Genomic DNA, 18,383 nt, shown 5'->3' with positions numbered 1-18,383 from the left:
AAGCGCACTTCATTTTTTAGTGACATTCACATTTCGATATCGCAGACTGACCCTTTAAAACCAACAGGGATCATTACTATGGTTAAAGTATTTTCACCATTGTTATTTATTTATCTTTGCTTAAGCCTTTTCAGTAATCTCGCCAACGCAGAAGTTGGCCTGTGGAAAGTAGAAAAGGACAACAAAACGTCGTACTTATTTGGTACCGTCCACGTCGGTGACGAACAAATGCATGGTTTACCAGCCAAGGTAAAAAGCGCCATTGCGAGTAGTGATAAAGTCATGGTTGAAGTGAACTTAGAGGCGCTTTCTCCATTTGCGATCCAACAGCGCTCCATGCCATTTATGCTGTTAAAAAACAACCAAACACTAAAAGATCAGCTCTCTGCAGAAGTCTATCAGAAGCTACAAGACTACTTTTCCAAAAAGCAGATAGATATCGCCTTATTTGAACGCTATGCGCCATGGGCCGTGATGATAACTATGCTACAACTGGAATATCAAAAGCTTGGATTTACCGATACCAATGGCATCGATAAACAAGTAATTGCCTACGCAAACGAAAAGAAGATCCCAATTGGTGAATTTGAAACCTTAGAATATCAGCTTGAAATGTTCAGTCAGCTGAGTATTCATAGTGACGCTATGCTCAAGGAAACATTTGCACAGATGTCTGATTTGAACACCTACTTCTTGGATTTAGTTTCCGCATGGCGAAGCGGCGATTTAGAGAAATTATCGCATTACTATCAGGTAAGTTTTTCGGATGATAAATATGGCAAACTAGCCGAGCAATTGATGATCATTGAACGCAATAATAACTGGGTGAAAATGCTTAAAAAGCAGCTCCCCAATGAATCAACGTTTATTGCCGTTGGTGCATTACATCTTGTTGAAAAATATGGCCTTGTTGAGCAGCTTAAAAACAATGGTTATTCAGTCACCCGACTATAACACTCAGCGCTATCTTGCCAAGAGGTAAGCAGTTTACTTTGTAGGCGTGTTAAACAGATACTTCCATTAACACGCCCTAAAAAAATAAAAATCTTTTTAAACCTTTTCATTTTTATGTGCGACTTACCTTTCAAACACTCTCGTTGAAGGTAAAAAGTAATGAAAAAGGTAGCGTTAGTTTTAGCATTAAGTGCAGCGGCAATGACTGCACAAGCAGAAGATTCAAAAACCATTACAGCATCATTCTCAAGCAATAGCCTAGCCGAGTTAGAAGTGGATATTGCCGTAGGTAAAATCGACCTACAAACTTACAACGGCGACACCATAGAGGTCGAAATTTTGGTTGAACCGAAAGAGTCAGACAGTTGGTTTGGTAAGCCAGATGTGAGTGAGGCCACCCTAAACAGCAACACATCAGGGGATAAATTATCACTTGAGATCAATTCGGATGATTATGAACTATCTTGGCAAGTTAAGGTGCCTGTTAATTTGGCTTTAGATGTTGAGGTTGGTGTTGGCAAAATTGATATTCAAGATCTTAATAACTCTGCTGATTTAGAGGTAGGCGTAGGAAAAATTAAAATTGAGACTACCACCACCGATTTCAAAAAAGTGTCTTTAGATTCAGGTGTTGGTAAAACGGCAATGTCAGGTTTTGGCAACGTAGAAACTTCCGAAAAGAGTATGGTTGGCTCGACAACAGACTATCGTGGTCAAGGCCAGTATTCCATCGATGCAGAAGTCGGAGTTGGAAATATTCGTTTAAGACGAGACTAAGTCTCCACACTTATTCAGTAATAGCGCCACTTTGCTATGCAGCACATCCGGTTGCAACGGCTTATACAAATGAGCCGTTGCGCCAAGTGCGTAGACCTTATCCAGATCCTCCGCATTGGTATTTGCGGTCACGACCAAAATAGGCACAGCTGGATCTAGCTTTCTCAAACGCTCAGTGGCTTCAAAGCCATCCATCACAGGCATATTCAAATCCATTAGCACGATATCAAACTTACCCACCTCATATACTTCAAGGGCACCTTCACCATGTTCGACATGCGTTACCAATTTTGCTATGGGCTGAAGCATTTTTTCAATCACGCGTGCATTTAGTAAATTATCTTCCACCAGTAAAATGCGAGCCGACACCTGCTCCATTGTATGAGCCGGTACCTGTTGATTGTCAATTTCAATAGGGACTCTCAGGATTGCTCTTGTACCGATTGGCTCCCTTGCACTAAAATCTAATCGTCCTCCAAGCGCTGAGGTGAGTAATTGGCAACGCTTCAGCCCTAACTGCGTGCCTTGAAAATGCTCGCTATGCACAGCTTCTCGTAACTGCTGATAGTCGAACCCAGGCCCAGTATCTTCAACGACAAATTCTAAATATGGTGTATCTTCATCTATAACCAAATCCGCAAATACTTGAATGCTGCCACGCTCAGTAAATTTAATTGCATTATTAACCAATTCACTGATCAACCAACCAACACGCTTACAATCACAATAACAAGTCACATCTAACTCATTACTCAATGCCAAATTAAAAGCGAGAGATTTCTTGTGTGCGGTTAGTTGAAAGGCGATACAAGCTGACTTTATTACTTCTCGCAATGCGACTTGATGACGCTCAATAACCACTTCTTGCTCGGAAAGGTTATTAAAGTCTTGAACCGAATAGAGTAATACATCCAATTGATTTGCTGCGCTTTTCACATGCTGTAATTGCTGCGTTTCTTTGCTCCTCAGATATTCATCTAAATACCCCTGAATGGCCTGCAATGGTGTTCTTAGCTCGTGACTAACGCGCGCTAAAAATCGTGATTTTGAGTGTAATGCATCGTCAGCAAGCTTTCTTGCCGCCTCTAATTTATCGAGTGCTTCAGCAATTTCTCGCGCCATTGGGCGAAATACAAGTTTCGCTTCTATAAACAGTAGCAACAGTCCAAGTAGCCAGATTAACAATTCTATTTTCCTCACCATCTCTGTTTTACTTCGCGCATGCTGCTCGAATAGTGAAACGGCATCATTCAGGTTTGGGAGTATATGCTGAGACGCAGTAAAGATTTGCTCCATTAATTGAGGAGTGGATTGCTGTAACCGAGACCTTGATAAAGTGACAAAAGTAGTACTTTGCAAATCCAACTGCACCGGCCCTTGGTAGTAAAGCGCTGTAAGCGCCTCATTCAGATAAATAGCCTCTCCACTACTTTCTGTTTTAGTTAAAAACTCATGATTACTTTCAAACTTATCAATGGCTTGACGTAGCGCTTCACTATCTCGTTGATTGTCTTGCGCACTATATAGCGCGATACGTTGGGACAACATCCGCTGCATACCCGCAATATTAATTACGTGTGCATCTAGGCTCTGCTGATACAGTAGATATTGCATAACCCCCATCGCCATCGACAACAATATAGCCATAGCAAGTAATGCCCCGATATAACGATTTTTAACTTTACTTATTAGCGACATATTTTTGTTTTTCATCTCATAGCATTGTCTCAGCTGCAATGTTAAGTGTAGTTAACAATCGCATTATTTACAGTCCGATGCTTGACACCTAGACGGCCAAAATGTTTCAATGCGCGTTCACCCTATTTAGATAGTTTGATGCCACGGCGTCAAATTGAGGGCTGGAAGAGGTGCGTTATTCAGGTAACTAAGTGAAGGAGAGCAAACTCCGTTGCAGCTTAGTGAGGGGAATATACGCCGAGAAATTGAGTTATTGTTTGCTAATACTCATTTCGGGCGACTGGGCTGAATCCCAGCGACTGTCACCAACATACTTGGTGGAGAGCTTCTGGTCTTAGAAAAATAAGGCCATTGGCTGCCTTATCCTTTTTAAGTCCATTGCTCTTCGAATTTTAACAGTTCGAAGTTTGGACACCCTCCTAACTCCGAACATGATTTAAGTTCGGTAGAGATGAAATCACAATTCAACTTATCTGACTATCCGTTGTGGACGGCCTTAGTAACGCCTTTTGATGCTGAAAATCAGGTTGATTTTAACGCATTAACGACGCTTGTACGCGATCAAGAGCAAGCTCGTAACGGTATTCTTTTACTAGGCAGTACCGGCGAAGGCCTTGCGCTTACCCAACAAGAACAGCAACAAATCGTTGAGTTTGTTTGCCAGCTCGCCCCAAGCGTACCACTTATGGTTGCCGTTGGCGGCAGTAATCTTGAGCAGCAAACACAATGGGTGCGCTTTTGTAATTCGCAGCCCATTCATGCGCTCTTACTTGGCTCACCAATCTACGCAAAGCCCGGCAAAGTTGGTCTGGCGCATTGGTTTAGTACGCTACTCGATGAGAGCCATAACCCTTGCATGCTCTACAATGTACCTGGTCGCAGTGCCGTTGCTATCGCCCCTGACCTACTCGGCGAACTAGCTTGCCACCCTAATCTGTGGGCACTAAAAGAAGCCAGTGGTGATATTGCCACCTTTGAAGCATTTCGTCAGGCAGCGCCTGATGTCGCCATCTATAGCGGCGACGATGGCCTTATGCCCTACTTTGCACAAGCAGGTGCAACGGGTCTGGTGTCTGTTGCAGCAAACGCATGGCCACAGCAAACCGCAGAATTTGTAAGGCGCTCGTTAAGCGGCACCTCTCCTAATTTATTTACCACTTGGTCAGAAGCTGCAAATAGCTTATTTGCAGTGGCAAATCCCATACCAGTCAAAGTGTTAATGCACTTGCAAGGGAAGCTCACAAGTCCAAACTTGCGCCCGCCACTGACACATTTGGAACTCACCCATACCGATGCGATCACTCGCGCGAACGAAACTATTTTATCTTGGAATTAAGGCAGTAAACATGAGCTGGTTAACCCTACTAAACGATTTAGAAAATGGCACAGTACGTGCGGCAACACAGGATGAGCAAGGCCATTGGCATGCTAACGTAGAAGTAAAACACGGGATCCTTGAGGCATTTAGAAATGGCGTAAATACAGAATTCCCAGGTGGATTTGTTGATAAAGACAACTTAGCACCACGCGGATTTGCTGCCCAAGATGGCGTTCGTATGGTTCCTGGCGGAAGCAGTGTAAGACGTGGCGCTTACGTCGCAGCGGGCACAATCATTATGCCACCGGCTTATGTCAACATTGGTGCCTATATTGATTCAGGTACTATGGTAGATAGTCATGCGTTGGTTGGTTCTTGCGCGCAAATTGGTAAAAATGTCCACCTTAGCGCAGCGGTGCAAGTGGGTGGTGTATTAGAACCAGTTGGAGCAAGCCCTGTTGTTGTTGAGGACGATGCCTTTATTGGTGCAGGCTGTGTATTGGTTGAAGGGGTTGTTGTTAAACGCGGTGCCGTATTAGCACCGGGTGTGCGCCTTTCAGCAAGTATTCCTGTCTATGACTGCGTGAACGAGCGCTTGCTTGACAAAGGTGAAGCCATCCCTGAAAACGCGATAGTGATCCCAGGCTCTCGTCCAGCCTCAAGTGAGTGGGCGCGCGAGCAAGGACTAAGTATGTCATGCGCACTTATCGTAAAATACCGTGATGAACAAAGTGATGCATCACTGGCGCTGGAAGAGGTTCTACGCTAATGACTTGGTTGAGCACGTCACAGCGAACCGCAGCTGAGGCATTGATCCAGCAACAAGATACGCCATTCTTTTGCTACGATTTAGATAAGCTAAGTGCACATGTTAAGCCCTTAGTTGATCAGCAAATCGTTAAGCTTTGGTATGCCGTAAAAGCGAATCCGTTATCACATATCATTAAAACCCTAGATAACGCTGGGTTTAACTTTGATGTGGCATCTAGCGGCGAGCTTGATCAGGTGTTATCTCAAGGGATCGCACCTGAACGCGTGCTCAACACAGGTCCTGCCAAATCGCTAAAGCAGATCCGTCATTTTGCCACACAAGGCGTACGTATTTTCGTGGCTGAAAGTCACAATCAAGTACGCTGGTTAAATCAAGTGGCCGAAGAGTTTGAGCTTCAATTTGAAGTTTTACTGCGGGTGCAGTTACGCTTTGATAAAGCAGAGCACAATCCACTTGGTGGCAATACGCTGACTCCTTTTGGTCTTGGCGCAGAGCAGTGGCAAGCCCTAACTTTAAGTGACTACACCTACCTAGACTTTGTCGGACTGCATATTTTCCAGTGGGGCAATATGCTCTGCAGCGATACACTCGCTGAACTTTGGCAGGCTATGGTTGCACCTTTAGTTCAGCTCGCTGCTGATTTAGGGATTACTCTAAAGGTACTCGACTTAGGTGGCGGCCTTGGCATTCCCTATGATAGGCAAAGCCCTTCTCTCGATTGGCAGAAATTATTAGACACGCTCGCATTGATAAAATCCGCCACGCAAGTGCAAGAATTATGGATGGAGTTAGGCCGCTATGCGGTTGGCGAATGTGGTTTTTATCTCAACCCTGTGGTGGAACAAAAGCAAAACTACGGTGCACAACAACTGATTGTCGCAGGCGGTGTCAATCACCTGCTGCGTCCAGCGGTTACCGGGCAAGCTTTCCCCGCTGAATTGTTACGCCAGTCTCAAGCTGAGACCATAGACTTTCATATTCATGGTCCACTTTGCACAGCATTGGATAAATTAGGCACCCTAGCCTTACCAAGCGACAGTGCCGATGGCGATTGGCTTGTTTTCAGTCAGTGTGGCGCTTACGGCTACACCGAAAGTATGCCGTTCTTTTTATGTCATGAGCTCCCAGCTGAGTACATCATCTCAGCTGGAGAAATCAGCTGTGTCCGTGAAGCAGAGCCCGCTTCAAGTTATTTGAGGTAAACATGAATACCATTACACAACAACATATTCAGGTTGGTGAAATTGCCAACGGCTTGCCTTTGACTATTCCAGTCTATCGCATCAAAGGCGATGGCAGTGGGCCTAAGGTGTATATTCAAGCGAATATGCATGGCGCCGAGGTGCAAGGTAATGCAGTGATTTATCAACTGCTGGAACAGTTGAAACAATTGTCATTAAAAGCGGACATCACCCTAGTGCCTTACGCAAACCCGATTGGTTGTAATCAGAAATCTGGTGAGTTTACCTTAGGGCGTTTCGATCCAATTACGGGCACGAATTGGAATCGAATGTACATCAACCATTCCGGGTTGGTTGCCGAGTTTGTGGAGCAAAACCCGACGCTATCAATAACAGAAATCGCTCAGCAATTTCGCCAACGATTAGTTGAGCGCACCCAAACACTACTTGATGGGCCCTTAGATAGGTTGACGACAGGTAAGCGCATCGCCTTGAATTTACAGCGTCTAGCTCATGAGGCTGACATTGTTTTAGACCTTCATACGGGACCAATTTCAGCAAAACACCTGTATTGTCCTGAGTATGCAAAAAACAGCGCTCGATATTTTGATATTCCACATGTGTTACTTATTCCAAGTGACTTTGATGGAGCAATGGATGAAGCCAGTTTTTGTCCATGGTGGAACTTGCAGCAAGCCTATCAGGCTATAGGCCGAGAGATCCCAGTATTAACCGAAGCGTTTACGGTTGAGCTTGGCTCTCAAGAAAAAATTGATTTAGCGGAAGCATTGAATGACGCTAATAGCATTTTGAGCTACCTGAACTATAAACAGGCCTTTCAAGATGCACACTTTATGCCGCAAGACATCACCCGTTACGTCTGTCGACTAGAAAATTATCGCGCCTTTTATGCCCCAATGGGTGGTATGGTGGAATATACGGCAAAGCTTGGAGAGCATATCAAGGCGGGTCAAACCATCGCCAAAATTCTCAGAATGGAGCGCTATTTATCAGAAACGCCCTTAAATGAGATCAAGTTAGACGAAGATGCCATCGCCATTTTGCACTTTGCCTCTGCTAGTGTGAATCAAGGTACTGAGCTTTATAAGTTTTTTACTCAAGTTGAAACGCTTTAACTTGAGTACTTTTATTGCGTGAGAGTAAGTCAAAGCAAATAAGCTCTGCTTGTTTAGCTTAACGCTTACTAAGGTATGGCGGCGATAGCCGCCACCTTTTTCTTATTCGACCGTATTTTTCTTTCTGACATTTTTGACCTTCGAGATTCATTTCCCTTTCATTATCATTGGTTAATAATGTAATCAATTGTACTTACTCTCGGCGCACACAGGATGAAACTTACACACTTATCAATACCGGCTTTGGCCTTGCTTACCTTGCCACTTTACGCTCAAGAAGCCCAACAGGAAGATGAAATCGATTTAGTCAAACAGTGCGTGTTAAACGCGGTGTTAACTGGAGAAAAAGATAAAACCATAGAGCAGGTCCGTACCGAATGTGCCGAGGCTGATGCAGATAATACCTTAAGCCAATTAGATAAACGCATGGCGCGTGAACGTGTAACGGAAAAAAACCGTAATGTATTAACACCACATAAGCGTAACTATATTTTGCCAGTTTCTTATATGACCAACGTCAACAGCAGACCATTCGACGGTCTAAAAGCCATTGACGATGAAGACGGCGAGCCAATCGACAACTTTGAAGCCAAATACCAAATCTCGTTAAAAGCGCCTATTTATAAAAATTTTTCGGATAAAGATCAGGCAATCTATTTTGCTTTTACGCTGCAATCATATTGGCAGCTGTACAACAAAGATGTGTCTTCGCCATTTCGTGAAACCAACTATGAACCAGAAATCTTTTGGATTAACTTTTTAGATGATGAAAACGTGCTGTGGGGCGATGAGATGGCCTTTGTACTTGGGATTTCCCACCAATCTAACGGTCGCAGTCAACCAAACTCCCGCTCTTGGAATCGTATCTATGCGAATTTTATCTGGGAAAACCGAGGCTTTGTATTCAGCTTTAAACCTTGGTATCGCTTACCCGAAGACGACAAAGAAGATGCCTTGGATCCACGCGGAGACGACAATCCAAATATCGATGAGTACTTAGGTCACTTCGAGTTTAGTGGGGTATATCGCCACGAAGAGCATGAGTTTGGCTTTATGTGGCGCAATAACTTAAACAGTGATAATCGCGGTGCAATTCAATTAGACTGGTCATTCCCGATTTGGGGAAGGCTGCGCGGCTACGCACAATACTTTAATGGCTACGGCGAAAGCTTAATAGACTATAACACACATACCCAAAGGCTCGGTATTGGCGTGCTACTCACTGATATTCTTTAAGCGCATTCGAATACAAAAAAGCTCTGAAAACTCAGAGCTTTTTCGTTTGGAAAGCTGAGAATAATTCTCTACTTATTGCGGTTTAATTACCACAAACTGTCCCTCAAATTTAGCAACTAGCATGTCACCATCATAGACATTCACTGGCACCACATATTTTGCTTTGCCAGCCGTCTCTAGCGCTTGCAATTCACCTTCACAGTCCGCAATGGTAACCGTTGCCGCTGGTGCCGTGGTTAAAGGTTTTAGATATTTAATATTGGCGTCAGCCAACACAATATCTCCCTCTAACCCAAGCTCTTTAAGTGCTAAATAAGTCGCCCCCCAGCCCGTTAGCGTCGCCATGCTATATATAGAACCTGCAAACATCGAGTTGTGTAAATTGAGGTTCGCTTTTAAATCAGCCTTAGTGGAAAACTGCCAATCTGTATAGCTTTCTACTTTAATCCCCATCGCATCACTGATTGGAATAGACTCGCGCCAAGTATTTTGTAATACATGGGTCCAATCTGGCTGCCTAAACCAGCCCGGCTCTGTAGGTCGTTGCTTTACCATCTTCCAGTGCTGCACATCGCCATAGGCTAAGTGTGCCTTTTCAACCACTTGATAGCCATGACGTTCGTAAAATGATAACGCGCGCTCGCGAGCATACAAAACCAGCTCTTCTGCTTTTTGCGTCCACGCAATAACCTCAAGCTCGTGTAGCAAACGACTACCTAAGTGATGACCTCGATGCCCTTCTGCAACGGCCATATAGCGTACTTGTGCTTGCTTATGATTGTTAAAATGGAGCCTAGCTACGCCTAACACTTCACCATCATTATTTTTAATGTAGCGATGTTCAGCTTCTTGTTCTAAATCATCCTGTTCGCTGCCACGAGGTTGATCCCATGGCGCTCTTAACACCTGCCAGCGTAACTGGTAATAGGCTTGCCAATCTTCGCTGCTTTGTGGTGAAGTTACCTCAAACATCACTGACTCCTGTTTTGTTATTAGCCTGTTAAATGACTTTGAATCTAGTACGGATACACCCTACAAGATAAGCTCAGTGTAGGGAATAAAATGCGCCAAAACACTTATCCCTTAGTGTAAAAACTGGTGGACAAGCTGGCATTCACAAAATCCTCGTCTATGATGATGTTATCATGGGAGAATTTATTACGCATTCAGGCACTATCAGCAACGATTTTGTGGACCGGAGCCACCAACTAGGACACTTGCTATATTGGCATAAACAAGGCAGAAATAGCATCCAAGTGCGGCAAGAGAAATCGTTGAGATGGCTTCTGATAAACAACACATTACAATCCGTTGTGGAGTTAAACCACCCGGAGCACTTGTTATTTCCTCATTTAAAAACATTCGCGAGTCGCTGGCAGCAAGTCGCCCCGCCGACCAGCGTACTGGAGCTGGGTCTTGGCGCAGGTGCAATCCGTGATTACCTCAATGCCACTTATCCAAATTGTCATATTACCACCATAGATAACAACCCAGATGTGATCCATTGTTACAAACGCTACTTTGGCGGCGACCCTTTGTGCGATGTTAATTGTGTTGATGTATTTAAAGCGTTGCAACAAGGCAAACGCTACGATTGGATAGTGCTCGATTTATTTAGCGAACTTGAGCCCCCCATCTTCTTGTTTCAGCACCAGTTTTATCGCCTACTCAGAGCTGCTATTAATGATGGGGGCCGACTGTATATCAACTTTTTAACTGAGCATGAGTCGCAGCTCAAGCAACTTCAACACTTATTAATTACCAACTTTGGTAAAAAGCCCTTTATCGAAAAAGTGCCGGACTACGCCAACATAATTATCGAGGTTAAACGCTAACACTGGCTGACCCTAGTTTTTTCGTCAAATCACTATTCAACACTAAAATTAAAAGTCACAGGGCCGTCATTCAGTAAACTCACCTTCATATCCGCAGCAAATTGTCCCGTCGCGACTTTCAAGCCAGCTTCCTTAGCTTGAGCCACAAAGTATTCGTAGAGTGTATTCGCTTGCTCAGGTGTTCCTGCGCTCGAAAAACTTGGCCTCATGCCTTTTTTGGTGTCTGCCGCCAAGGTGAATTGCGATACAACCAATAGTTCACCTTCAATGTCTTTTAAACTTAAATTCATTTTTCCCTTGTCGTCAGTAAAAATACGGTAGTTACTTACCTTGTGCAGTAACTTATCCGCCGTTTGCTCTGTATCCGGCTTTTCAACGCCTAATAGTAACAATATCCCCTGATCGATTTGACCTACAATCTTACCTTCTACTTCTACCTTTGCTTCGCTGACCCTTTGAATTAGTCCTTGCACTACCTACCTCTTGTGACTGCTAATGATGCTGAATTTTGCACAGTAATAGATCAGCCGCCCGCCTTATTGCTTCTGCATAAATGGGGTTAGCACAACAATGCCCAACCCCATTTAAAATCAGCAACTGCGCCTTAATGCTTTGTGCTAACTGATGAACTGGTGCGTACCGACACATTAAATCATGCCGACTGTGAATAAACCAGATAGGTAAGTGATTGAGCTGATGTGCATCCGCCGTAATTTGCTGTGTTTTGATAAAGCACTGGTGACTAAAAAAATGTACCATATGCTGTGCTTTACTGAGCTGTTTGTCTGCTTTGCAAAGCCTAATACCTTGCGTATCACTATCCGTTGTGATCAGATTATCCCACTCACACCAGCGCTGCGCCGCTTTTCTTTTGAGTAATTCATCCTCGCCAAAGAGTGCCGAATGATAATGATCTAGCAAGGATTCCACAGTTTGTGCACCTTGTGCAAAGGCAAGATACTGCTCTGGATAAATTTGTGCGGGGGCACCTTGGCTACCATAAAGCCAATGAAGATCCGCCTCATTGCCCAAAAAACTCGACCACAACACCATCCCCAAGACATCTTCACGATGTTGCTCAGCATAAAGCAGTGCCAGCATGGCACCGAAAGACTCCCCGGCGAGTACAACCTTTTGCAGCCCTAAATGCGCACGAATGGAATGAATATCTTTCAGCAGGTTCGCGGTATTTATATTACCAAAGTCAGCAGGCGTTGAGTTGCCACAGCCTCGCTGACTAAACAGGATGATGCGGTATTTTTGCGGATTGAAATAACCGAGCACATTACGAGAATGGCCCTGACCTGGGCCACCATGCAGCATGATAAGTGGTGTGCCATCACTGCAGCCATATTCCTCTATGCCCAATTGATGTCCTTCACCTACCGCGAGATGAAAGCGACGTAATGCATCGCCATGTTGATACAATAAGCTCATAACTCCCCCTTGGGGGCTTAAGCTAACCGTTATCGGTAAAAGCTAAAGTCCCTGCGCGTCTGGTGGGTCAAACTCCGAGCTTGCATCTAGTCCTGCAGCTTCCATATCTTGGGTTAAGCACACGGTAAACTCAGCACCTAACAACACCACTATCCAAGATAAATATACCCAAACAAAAAGAATAGGTACTGTTGCGAGTGCCCCATAGATAACTTCGTATGAGGGAAAATGGCTAATGTATAATGCAAAGCCTTTTTTCGTTAGCTCGAATAACAAAGCTGCAAACAAAGCACCCGGAACCGCGGCTCGAAATGACACACTGGTATTTGGTACTAAAGTATAGAGCATGATGAAGCCAACCATAGAAATTAAATAGGGCAACATCTTAATTAGTGCACCACTAAACCCTGGGATCCCTTGATCGGCAAATGTCACTAAAGAAACGATATAAGATGTCATACCAATACTCGCGCCCAATAGCACAGGGCCAAGCGTGAGCACCATCCAATAAATCGCAAACGAAATCATCAATGGACGTTTTTGCTTCACTCGCCAAATTCGGTTGAGCGTGGTGTCAACATTACGAATAAGTAATAAAGCCACGACGGCCAAAAAACTCACCCCCACAGCTGTCATCTTATTCGCGTTGCCAGTAAACGCACTGATGTGCTCTTTAATGGTGTCCGTCGATGTTGGCACAAAGTTATTGAACACAAAGTTTTCAATTGCAAAACGCGTATCTTCAAATCCAGGAAACGCCGAAAAAATTGCTACACCCACCGCAACTAAGGGGACCAACGATAACAGTGTGACATACGCTAAATAGCCCGCGTTGACCGTGATCTGGTCCTCAATACACCGCTTACTATAGCGGCGCCACCAGCTAGGCTGAGAATGTAAGAATCGCAGTGCTACGACCTTCATTTCGGTTATTCTTTGCATCATAATCAAGTTAATATTCATGGATCACTTTACACATCATAACAATCCCCGCCATAATTTATAGCGCTAAATAGTAATATATAACGACGGTCACATGGCCACTTACTGATTATTGACCTTCTAGAGCCCGGGAGTGCAAATGAAGAAACTCACCTTAAGCGCAGTGTTACTTTTACTCGTTACTGGCTGCCAAAGTGCCTATTACGCCACCATGGAAAAGTTTGGTGTGCATAAACGCGAGATATTGGTTGATCGTGTCGAAGAAACAAAGGAATCCCAAGAGGAGTCACAAAAAGAGTTTCAATCGGCATTGGAAAGACTCACCACGTTAATTAATTTTAATGGTGGTGAATTACAAGAAGCCTATAACCTGCTTAACGATGACTACCAATCATCCCTTGCCGCTGCTGCTGAAGTAAGTAGCAATATAGACAAAGTGGAAGACGTGGCAAACGCGCTATTTGACGAGTGGCAAGATGAACTTGAGCAATATTCGAGTGCAAACCTAAAACGTGAGAGTGCTAAGCAATTAAGTCAAACACAGCGCCAATTTGAACGCTTACTTCGCTCAATGCGCAGCAGTGAAGCCAAAATGCAACCCGTGCTCGACTCACTACAAGATAATGTGCTGTACCTTAAGCACAACCTAAATGCACAAGCGGTAAGCGCTATTAAAGGTGAGTTTACAGGGTTAAAGCGTGATATTAGCGCCCTAATCGCAGATATGAATCGCTCTATTGAAGATTCGAATAAGTTTATTGCTGAGATGAATGCACGTAGCGCGTGAGTATCTTAGCCATTAACTGGTGATAAATAAGACTAAATAGTATCACCCAAAAAACATACCTCACTGCTATAGTGATTTGCACTTATACGAATACGATTAAAGGCCATACTAATCAATAGATTAGTATGGCCTTCGGATTTAACAGTCTATATTGGCCCGCGTCGTAGTTTAATGAGGTGCAGGACTCCCCATTAGTAATTGCCATGCAGCAGCCATATAAGTTTGATATTCAAGGGCTGGTGCTGGCTGCTCAACACTTTTATCACCCAGTTTGGGGTTAACCTGATAGCTATAAAACTGCTCACCATCACCTTGTTTCCAAACTCGCTCCGTATCTCGAATTGTTTTATAACCAAAAACATTTTCTGGTGCTTCAGAACCAACAAGTGAATAGCCAAAACTAGAAAATGATGTGTTGGGCCTTGCTATCAAGTCCATAATTGTAGCTGTAATATCCATATGTGAAGCAATTGTTCGATTGCTTAATTTAGGTGAAATCCCTTGACCTAATAAAAGGATAGGTACGTGAGTAAGTTCGTACAAGTTAGGCTTAGCATGAAAATAGCGGCGGCTGTAGTGATCTCCCGTAATGATAAATAGCGCGTCAGGATATTTGCGTTGCATATTATCTACAAACTTTCCCATCATTTGATCGGAATACCATAAGTGTCCAAGAGTGTTAGCAGATAACACCTCATCACCCATCCGCTGAAACTGAGCAGGGTAGTCACCATTTTTCCAAGGATAATCACTAGCTGATAAATCCAAATTAAATGGACCATGATAGCTAGTAGTCATAATCAAGTTAAAGCTATTTTCTGGCACTGACTGACTAACGAGATCAAATAGCTGCCCATCATCAACCCCCCATACACCGGCACTGCCCTTACCTCCTGCATTTGCCGCCGAATAAATATGATCGACGCCATGCCTACTCATAAAATCACCTACTGTTTGCCAAGACAATAAGCCACCATAAAAAAATTGTGATGTATAGCCTTGCCCCTCCATCAAATGGATTAGCGAGTAAGTATGAGCCTTACTCGTGAGACGGCTCATGTTAATACCACTAAATGGAATCCCTGTAACTAGACTGGATAATGAGTTCATTGTGCTTGATGCAGCAGGCAATGCTTGTTCAACGTAAATACCCTTTGCTTTTAGTCGATGAAAATTTTCTGTTAGCGCCAAATCCCTATATTTATCCTGCAGAGGCCAAGAATCAAAGCTTTCCATCACAATGTAAAAAATGCGAGAAGGTTTTTGAATTAAGGGCCCCATACTACGAGTCTCATTATTTAGCAGCGCAGCATCAACCTCATGCTTATCGGCTAAATAAGGGTTAGTACTTGACATAGTGAGCTGATTTAATTCACCGTAGTCTTGTATCGCGTAGAAGAAACTGCGAAATGGGTTAATAACTAAATTGTTTACAAATGGATCAGTGGTAACAGCTGACCACTTTCTCGATGCAGGACGGGAGTCAAATGAACCTCTAGCGGCGCAAACGAACATAACAAACACCAATATCGAAATAACTGCTTGTTTGATTCTGCTCTTCGGACAAATATTTATTAGTAAGCGATAGTTTCTCTTATCCACAAAACGAGTCCATGCGACCACGCAAGTTAGCAGTACACCTATGCTCAACAAACTACCCCAAGGTTTATACTGCTGAATCGCGGTGCTCAGTATGGCCTGCTGATCATCATATAACCCTTCCAGCATAAAATAATTATATTGAGTTCCATACTCACTGATATAAGTTATCCCGCAGATTCCTAATAATACAAAAACACTCAGATAGATTAGCCCTATCGTATTACGTGCTCGTCTAACCCAATTATCTAATCGCAAAGGCTGTAGGAAACAATTCAGCAAAAAAGGAATAGCGAGACAAACTCCAGCAGCAGAGGAGTCAAATTTAAAACCGGTAGCTAAGGCATCAAACAGTTGGCCAACCGTAAGATCATACGATACTTTTTCTTTAAAGTTAAAGAGATAGAAAACTCTAAATGACATAAGTAAGAATACACCGCTGACCCATAACAAGAAAACAATCCAACTTTCCCTTATGAATTTTATCCAGCGACTTGAAGATAAACTATTGTTGAGCAACAAAGCAGATAATCCTTCACTATAAAAAATAACAACTCATCAACAATGATAATATAAAATTGATAATGATTTAAATTAGCGTTACCGTCCCTAATGGTAACACAAACAAAATAAGGAAATAACTATGAAATACACATTAGTGCTAGCAGGAGCAGCTCTAGCAGTTTCAACGATGACTCAAGCAGCTTCAGGTATAATGTTTATCAATAAACAAAAATACGCTGAAGAAACCAATTTTATTTGTATGGATGGAAAAAGTGAAGTAGATAAAGCGTGGAAAGGACAGACTGTGCAGACTTATTACTGCGACTTTGGCCGTGACCAGTATTTTTCATTTTACAAAGACAACCAAAAAATTTCTTTTGATAGTTCTGTTTTCAATTCACCATTTGCTACCCATGGAAAAATAAAGCTTCAATATATGGGCAAGTTGGCACGTTATATTGAAGACAAATATTACGGTGACCCTTGGTTTGAGATTCGCCCAGTGTATGACGAGCACCTGTGTTTAGATGCAAGCCGTTACGATGGTGCATCCAAAAGAAATGTTCAATTTTGGCACTGTGAAGGAATGGCCGACCAAATGTGGCGATTTGATGGCGCGGGTCGCATCATCAACAAAATGCAAAATAAATGTCTAGATCCAACAGGCCATAGTGGGTCTAAAGGAAGAAATATCCAACTTTACGATTGTGACGGCGGACTAGACCAAGAGTGGTACTATACTCCATGGAGTAGATAGGAGCCGGTTAGGCACCTCTTTCAATGAAAGAGCATGAGTCACCTCTGCTCTTTCTTAAACTATAAACGTTACCTTTGATTTTAAGCTAGCTAAACGCCATCTCCGGTACGTCATCTGGGCAAATCAATATACCAGCGGTTTTGGCTTGTATTTCCGCGACGCTAACACCTGGAGCTCGCTCAAGTAAATGAAACGCGCCACCTTTGACTTCAAGCAGCGCAAGATCGGTTACTATCTTATTGATACAGTTTACGCCGGTGAGTGGTAAACTGCAGTGCTGTAGCAGCTTGGACTCGCCTTGTTTATTCGCATGCATCATGGTGCAAATTATATTTTTAGCCCCAGCGACAAGATCCATCGCGCCACCCATGCCCTTGATAAGCTTACCTGGGATCATCCAGCTGGCAAGATTACCGTGCTGATCTACTTCAAAAGCGCCAAGCACCGTCAGGTCCACATGACCGCCACGGATCATTGCAAAGCTTTCTGCCGAACTAAAAATGGCAGCTCCTGTACAGGCCGTAACGGTTTCCTTACCCGCGTTGATCATATCCGCATCCACTTCCTGCTCGGTCGGATAAGCGCCCATGCCTAATAAACCATTTTCCGATTGCAGCATCACATCCATGCCCTGTGGCACATAATTGGCCACCAGCGTGGGGATCCCAATCCCAAGGTTGACATAAAACCCATCTCTTAATTCCTGTGCCACTCGCATGGCCATTTGCTCTCTGGTTAATGCCATTATGCTTGCTCCTTCACAGTACATTTTTCGATGCGTTTTTCGAACTGTCCTAGAATCACTCTGTCGATATAAATTCCGGGGGTATGAATTTGGCTCGGCTCGATTTCGCCGGGCTCAACTATTTCTTCCACTTCAACGACAGTAATTTTTCCAGCTGTTGCGGCCATCGGGTTAAAGTTCATGGCGGTGTGGCGATAAATACAGTTGCCAAAACGGTCTGCTTTCCACGCTTTTACAATGGCAAAGTCTCCCGTAATACTCGGCTCTAAAATATATTCTCTATCACCAAACGTTTTTACCTCTTTACCCTCAGCGACGGGTGTACCAACGCCTGTTGCGGTGTAAAAAGCGGGGATCCCAGCTCCACCTGCGCGCATCTTTTCTGCAAGTGTCCCTTGTGGAGTTAATTCAACTTCCAATCCACCGCTCAATAACTGCTGCTCAAACAAGGCGTTTTCCCCCACATAAGAAGCCACCATTTTGCGGATCTGCTTATCCTCAAGCAAAATCCCTAAACCAAACCCGTCTACTCCGCAGTTATTAGAAACCACGGTTAAGTCCTTTGTGCCCATGTGGCGTATTTGGCTTATCAAACCTTCAGGGATCCCACACAAACCAAAGCCCCCTGCAATCACGGTCATGCCATCACACAGTCCTGCCATTGCTTCTTCGTAGCTTACGACTACCTTATCAAATCCAGCCATC

Annotated in this window: 18 protein-coding genes and 1 riboswitch; of the genes, 10 read left to right on the top strand and 8 right to left on the bottom strand. The window is 43.8% G+C overall.

Going from position 1 to position 18,383, the window contains the following annotated elements; all coding sequences use genetic code 11:
• Nucleotides 1-78 precede the first annotated feature (78 nt).
• Together MHN32_RS08285 and MHN32_RS08280 are read left to right on the top strand one after the other, a co-directional pair.
• The gene (locus MHN32_RS08285; protein ID WP_239421485.1) at nt 79-954 is read left to right on the top strand and encodes a TraB/GumN family protein; all 876 of its coding nucleotides are present in this window, start codon (nt 79-81) and stop codon (nt 952-954) included.
• 159 nt (nt 955-1,113) lie between these two features.
• Nucleotides 1,114-1,731 (top strand): hypothetical protein, encoded by a 618-nt coding sequence (locus tag MHN32_RS08280; protein WP_239421484.1) that lies wholly within the window; start codon nt 1,114-1,116, stop codon nt 1,729-1,731.
• Here MHN32_RS08280 and MHN32_RS08275 read toward each other — a convergent pair.
• Nucleotides 1,717-3,444, bottom strand: coding sequence for a response regulator (locus tag MHN32_RS08275; protein ID WP_239421483.1), 1,728 nt, complete (start codon nt 3,442-3,444; stop codon nt 1,717-1,719). The two genes, MHN32_RS08280 and MHN32_RS08275, sit on opposite strands and share 15 nt — an antisense overlap.
• 142 nt (nt 3,445-3,586) lie before the next feature.
• A riboswitch (Lysine riboswitch) is annotated at nt 3,587-3,765 on the top strand.
• Between the two features lie 115 nt (nt 3,766-3,880).
• Here MHN32_RS08275 and dapA point away from each other — a divergent pair.
• The 5 genes from dapA to MHN32_RS08250 all read left to right on the top strand — a co-directional run bounded on the left by dapA (nt 3,881) and on the right by MHN32_RS08250 (nt 9,072).
• Entirely contained in the window at nt 3,881-4,765 is an 885-nt protein-coding gene (gene dapA, locus MHN32_RS08270) for a 4-hydroxy-tetrahydrodipicolinate synthase (RefSeq protein ID WP_206471669.1), read from the top strand.
• Nucleotides 4,766-4,775: 10 nt separating this feature from the next.
• Complete coding sequence (locus MHN32_RS08265) at nt 4,776-5,516, top strand: 2,3,4,5-tetrahydropyridine-2,6-dicarboxylate N-succinyltransferase (RefSeq protein ID WP_206471668.1); 741 nt, start codon at nt 4,776-4,778, stop codon at nt 5,514-5,516.
• Entirely contained in the window at nt 5,516-6,721 is a 1,206-nt protein-coding gene (locus MHN32_RS08260; protein ID WP_239421482.1) for a PLP-dependent decarboxylase, read from the top strand. Before MHN32_RS08265 ends, MHN32_RS08260 begins: the two co-directional genes overlap by 1 nt.
• Nucleotides 6,722-6,723: 2 nt before the next feature.
• Complete coding sequence (locus tag MHN32_RS08255) at nt 6,724-7,836, top strand: M14 family metallopeptidase (protein WP_010607758.1); 1,113 nt, start codon at nt 6,724-6,726, stop codon at nt 7,834-7,836.
• A gap of 213 nt (nt 7,837-8,049) precedes the next feature.
• Complete coding sequence (locus MHN32_RS08250; protein ID WP_235368588.1) at nt 8,050-9,072, top strand: phospholipase A; 1,023 nt, start codon at nt 8,050-8,052, stop codon at nt 9,070-9,072.
• Between the two features lie 72 nt (nt 9,073-9,144).
• On the opposite strand, the gene MHN32_RS08245 is transcribed toward MHN32_RS08250, so the two are convergent.
• Nucleotides 9,145-10,044 carry a bifunctional GNAT family N-acetyltransferase/hotdog fold thioesterase gene (locus MHN32_RS08245; RefSeq protein ID WP_010607756.1) on the bottom strand — a complete coding sequence of 300 codons (900 nt, stop codon included), beginning with the start codon at nt 10,042-10,044 and terminating at the stop codon, nt 9,145-9,147.
• A 173-nt stretch (nt 10,045-10,217) separates the two neighbouring features.
• Between MHN32_RS08245 and MHN32_RS08240 the strand changes: the two genes are divergently transcribed.
• Nucleotides 10,218-10,907, top strand: coding sequence for an SAM-dependent methyltransferase (locus tag MHN32_RS08240; protein WP_010607755.1), 690 nt, complete (start codon nt 10,218-10,220; stop codon nt 10,905-10,907).
• A 32-nt stretch (nt 10,908-10,939) separates the two neighbouring features.
• Here MHN32_RS08240 and dtd read toward each other — a convergent pair whose 3' ends face one another.
• The 3 genes from dtd to MHN32_RS08225 are packed head-to-tail and all read right to left on the bottom strand — an operon-like array spanning nt 10,940 to nt 13,268.
• The gene (gene dtd, locus MHN32_RS08235; protein ID WP_010607754.1) at nt 10,940-11,380 is read right to left on the bottom strand and encodes a D-aminoacyl-tRNA deacylase; all 441 of its coding nucleotides are present in this window, start codon (nt 11,378-11,380) and stop codon (nt 10,940-10,942) included.
• Between the two features lie 19 nt (nt 11,381-11,399).
• Complete coding sequence (locus MHN32_RS08230; protein ID WP_239421481.1) at nt 11,400-12,344, bottom strand: alpha/beta fold hydrolase; 945 nt, start codon at nt 12,342-12,344, stop codon at nt 11,400-11,402.
• A gap of 42 nt (nt 12,345-12,386) precedes the next feature.
• The gene (locus MHN32_RS08225) at nt 12,387-13,268 is read right to left on the bottom strand and encodes a virulence factor BrkB family protein (RefSeq protein WP_102057833.1); all 882 of its coding nucleotides are present in this window, start codon (nt 13,266-13,268) and stop codon (nt 12,387-12,389) included.
• A gap of 157 nt (nt 13,269-13,425) precedes the next feature.
• Between MHN32_RS08225 and MHN32_RS08220 the strand changes: the two genes are divergently transcribed.
• Nucleotides 13,426-14,073 (top strand): DUF2959 domain-containing protein, encoded by a 648-nt coding sequence (locus MHN32_RS08220; RefSeq protein ID WP_010607751.1) that lies wholly within the window; start codon nt 13,426-13,428, stop codon nt 14,071-14,073.
• Between the two features lie 168 nt (nt 14,074-14,241).
• Here the strand turns inward: MHN32_RS08220 and MHN32_RS08215 are convergent, their stop codons facing one another.
• A complete protein-coding gene (locus MHN32_RS08215) occupies nt 14,242-16,194 on the bottom strand; it encodes an alkaline phosphatase family protein (RefSeq protein WP_239421480.1) in 1,953 nt (650 codons plus the stop codon).
• Nucleotides 16,195-16,315: 121 nt separating this feature from the next.
• Between MHN32_RS08215 and MHN32_RS08210 the strand changes: the two genes are divergently transcribed.
• Entirely contained in the window at nt 16,316-16,933 is a 618-nt protein-coding gene (locus tag MHN32_RS08210; RefSeq protein WP_088529614.1) for an RICIN domain-containing protein, read from the top strand.
• A gap of 85 nt (nt 16,934-17,018) precedes the next feature.
• Here the strand turns inward: MHN32_RS08210 and MHN32_RS08205 are convergent, their stop codons facing one another.
• Both MHN32_RS08205 and MHN32_RS08200 read right to left on the bottom strand, forming a co-directional pair.
• A complete protein-coding gene (locus tag MHN32_RS08205; RefSeq protein ID WP_239421479.1) occupies nt 17,019-17,678 on the bottom strand; it encodes a 3-oxoacid CoA-transferase subunit B in 660 nt (219 codons plus the stop codon).
• Entirely contained in the window at nt 17,678-18,382 is a 705-nt protein-coding gene (locus tag MHN32_RS08200; RefSeq protein WP_239421478.1) for a CoA transferase subunit A, read from the bottom strand. Before MHN32_RS08200 ends, MHN32_RS08205 begins: the two co-directional genes overlap by 1 nt.
• Between the last annotated feature and the right edge of the window lies 1 nt (nt 18,383).

It is taken from the genome of Pseudoalteromonas sp. Of11M-6 (assembly GCF_022347905.1).
Classification (GTDB): Bacteria; Pseudomonadota; Gammaproteobacteria; order Enterobacterales; family Alteromonadaceae; genus Pseudoalteromonas.
This window is presented reverse-complemented; position numbering and strand designations above follow the sequence as displayed.

What these genes read in the sequence shown, in the direction of transcription:
- MHN32_RS08285 (WP_239421485.1), top strand. Translation starts at nt 79, where the DNA reads ATGGTTAAAGTATTTTCACCATTGTTATTTATTTATCTTTGCTTAAGC.
- MHN32_RS08280 (WP_239421484.1), top strand. Translation starts at nt 1,114, where the DNA reads ATGAAAAAGGTAGCGTTAGTTTTAGCATTAAGTGCAGCGGCAATGACT.
- MHN32_RS08260 (WP_239421482.1), top strand. Translation starts at nt 5,516, where the DNA reads ATGACTTGGTTGAGCACGTCACAGCGAACCGCAGCTGAGGCATTGATC.
- MHN32_RS08220 (WP_010607751.1), top strand. Translation starts at nt 13,426, where the DNA reads ATGAAGAAACTCACCTTAAGCGCAGTGTTACTTTTACTCGTTACTGGC.
- MHN32_RS08205 (WP_239421479.1), bottom strand. Translation starts at nt 17,678, where the DNA reads ATGGCATTAACCAGAGAGCAAATGGCCATGCGAGTGGCACAGGAATTA.
- dapA (WP_206471669.1), top strand. Translation starts at nt 3,881, where the DNA reads ATGAAATCACAATTCAACTTATCTGACTATCCGTTGTGGACGGCCTTA.
- MHN32_RS08210 (WP_088529614.1), top strand. Translation starts at nt 16,316, where the DNA reads ATGAAATACACATTAGTGCTAGCAGGAGCAGCTCTAGCAGTTTCAACG.
- MHN32_RS08225 (WP_102057833.1), bottom strand. Translation starts at nt 13,268, where the DNA reads ATGAAGGTCGTAGCACTGCGATTCTTACATTCTCAGCCTAGCTGGTGG.
- MHN32_RS08245 (WP_010607756.1), bottom strand. Translation starts at nt 10,044, where the DNA reads ATGTTTGAGGTAACTTCACCACAAAGCAGCGAAGATTGGCAAGCCTAT.
- MHN32_RS08255 (WP_010607758.1), top strand. Translation starts at nt 6,724, where the DNA reads ATGAATACCATTACACAACAACATATTCAGGTTGGTGAAATTGCCAAC.
- MHN32_RS08250 (WP_235368588.1), top strand. Translation starts at nt 8,050, where the DNA reads ATGAAACTTACACACTTATCAATACCGGCTTTGGCCTTGCTTACCTTG.
- MHN32_RS08265 (WP_206471668.1), top strand. Translation starts at nt 4,776, where the DNA reads ATGAGCTGGTTAACCCTACTAAACGATTTAGAAAATGGCACAGTACGT.
- MHN32_RS08200 (WP_239421478.1), bottom strand. Translation starts at nt 18,382, where the DNA reads ATGGCTGGATTTGATAAGGTAGTCGTAAGCTACGAAGAAGCAATGGCA.
- MHN32_RS08275 (WP_239421483.1), bottom strand. Translation starts at nt 3,444, where the DNA reads ATGAAAAACAAAAATATGTCGCTAATAAGTAAAGTTAAAAATCGTTAT.
- MHN32_RS08230 (WP_239421481.1), bottom strand. Translation starts at nt 12,344, where the DNA reads ATGAGCTTATTGTATCAACATGGCGATGCATTACGTCGCTTTCATCTC.
- MHN32_RS08240 (WP_010607755.1), top strand. Translation starts at nt 10,218, where the DNA reads ATGGGAGAATTTATTACGCATTCAGGCACTATCAGCAACGATTTTGTG.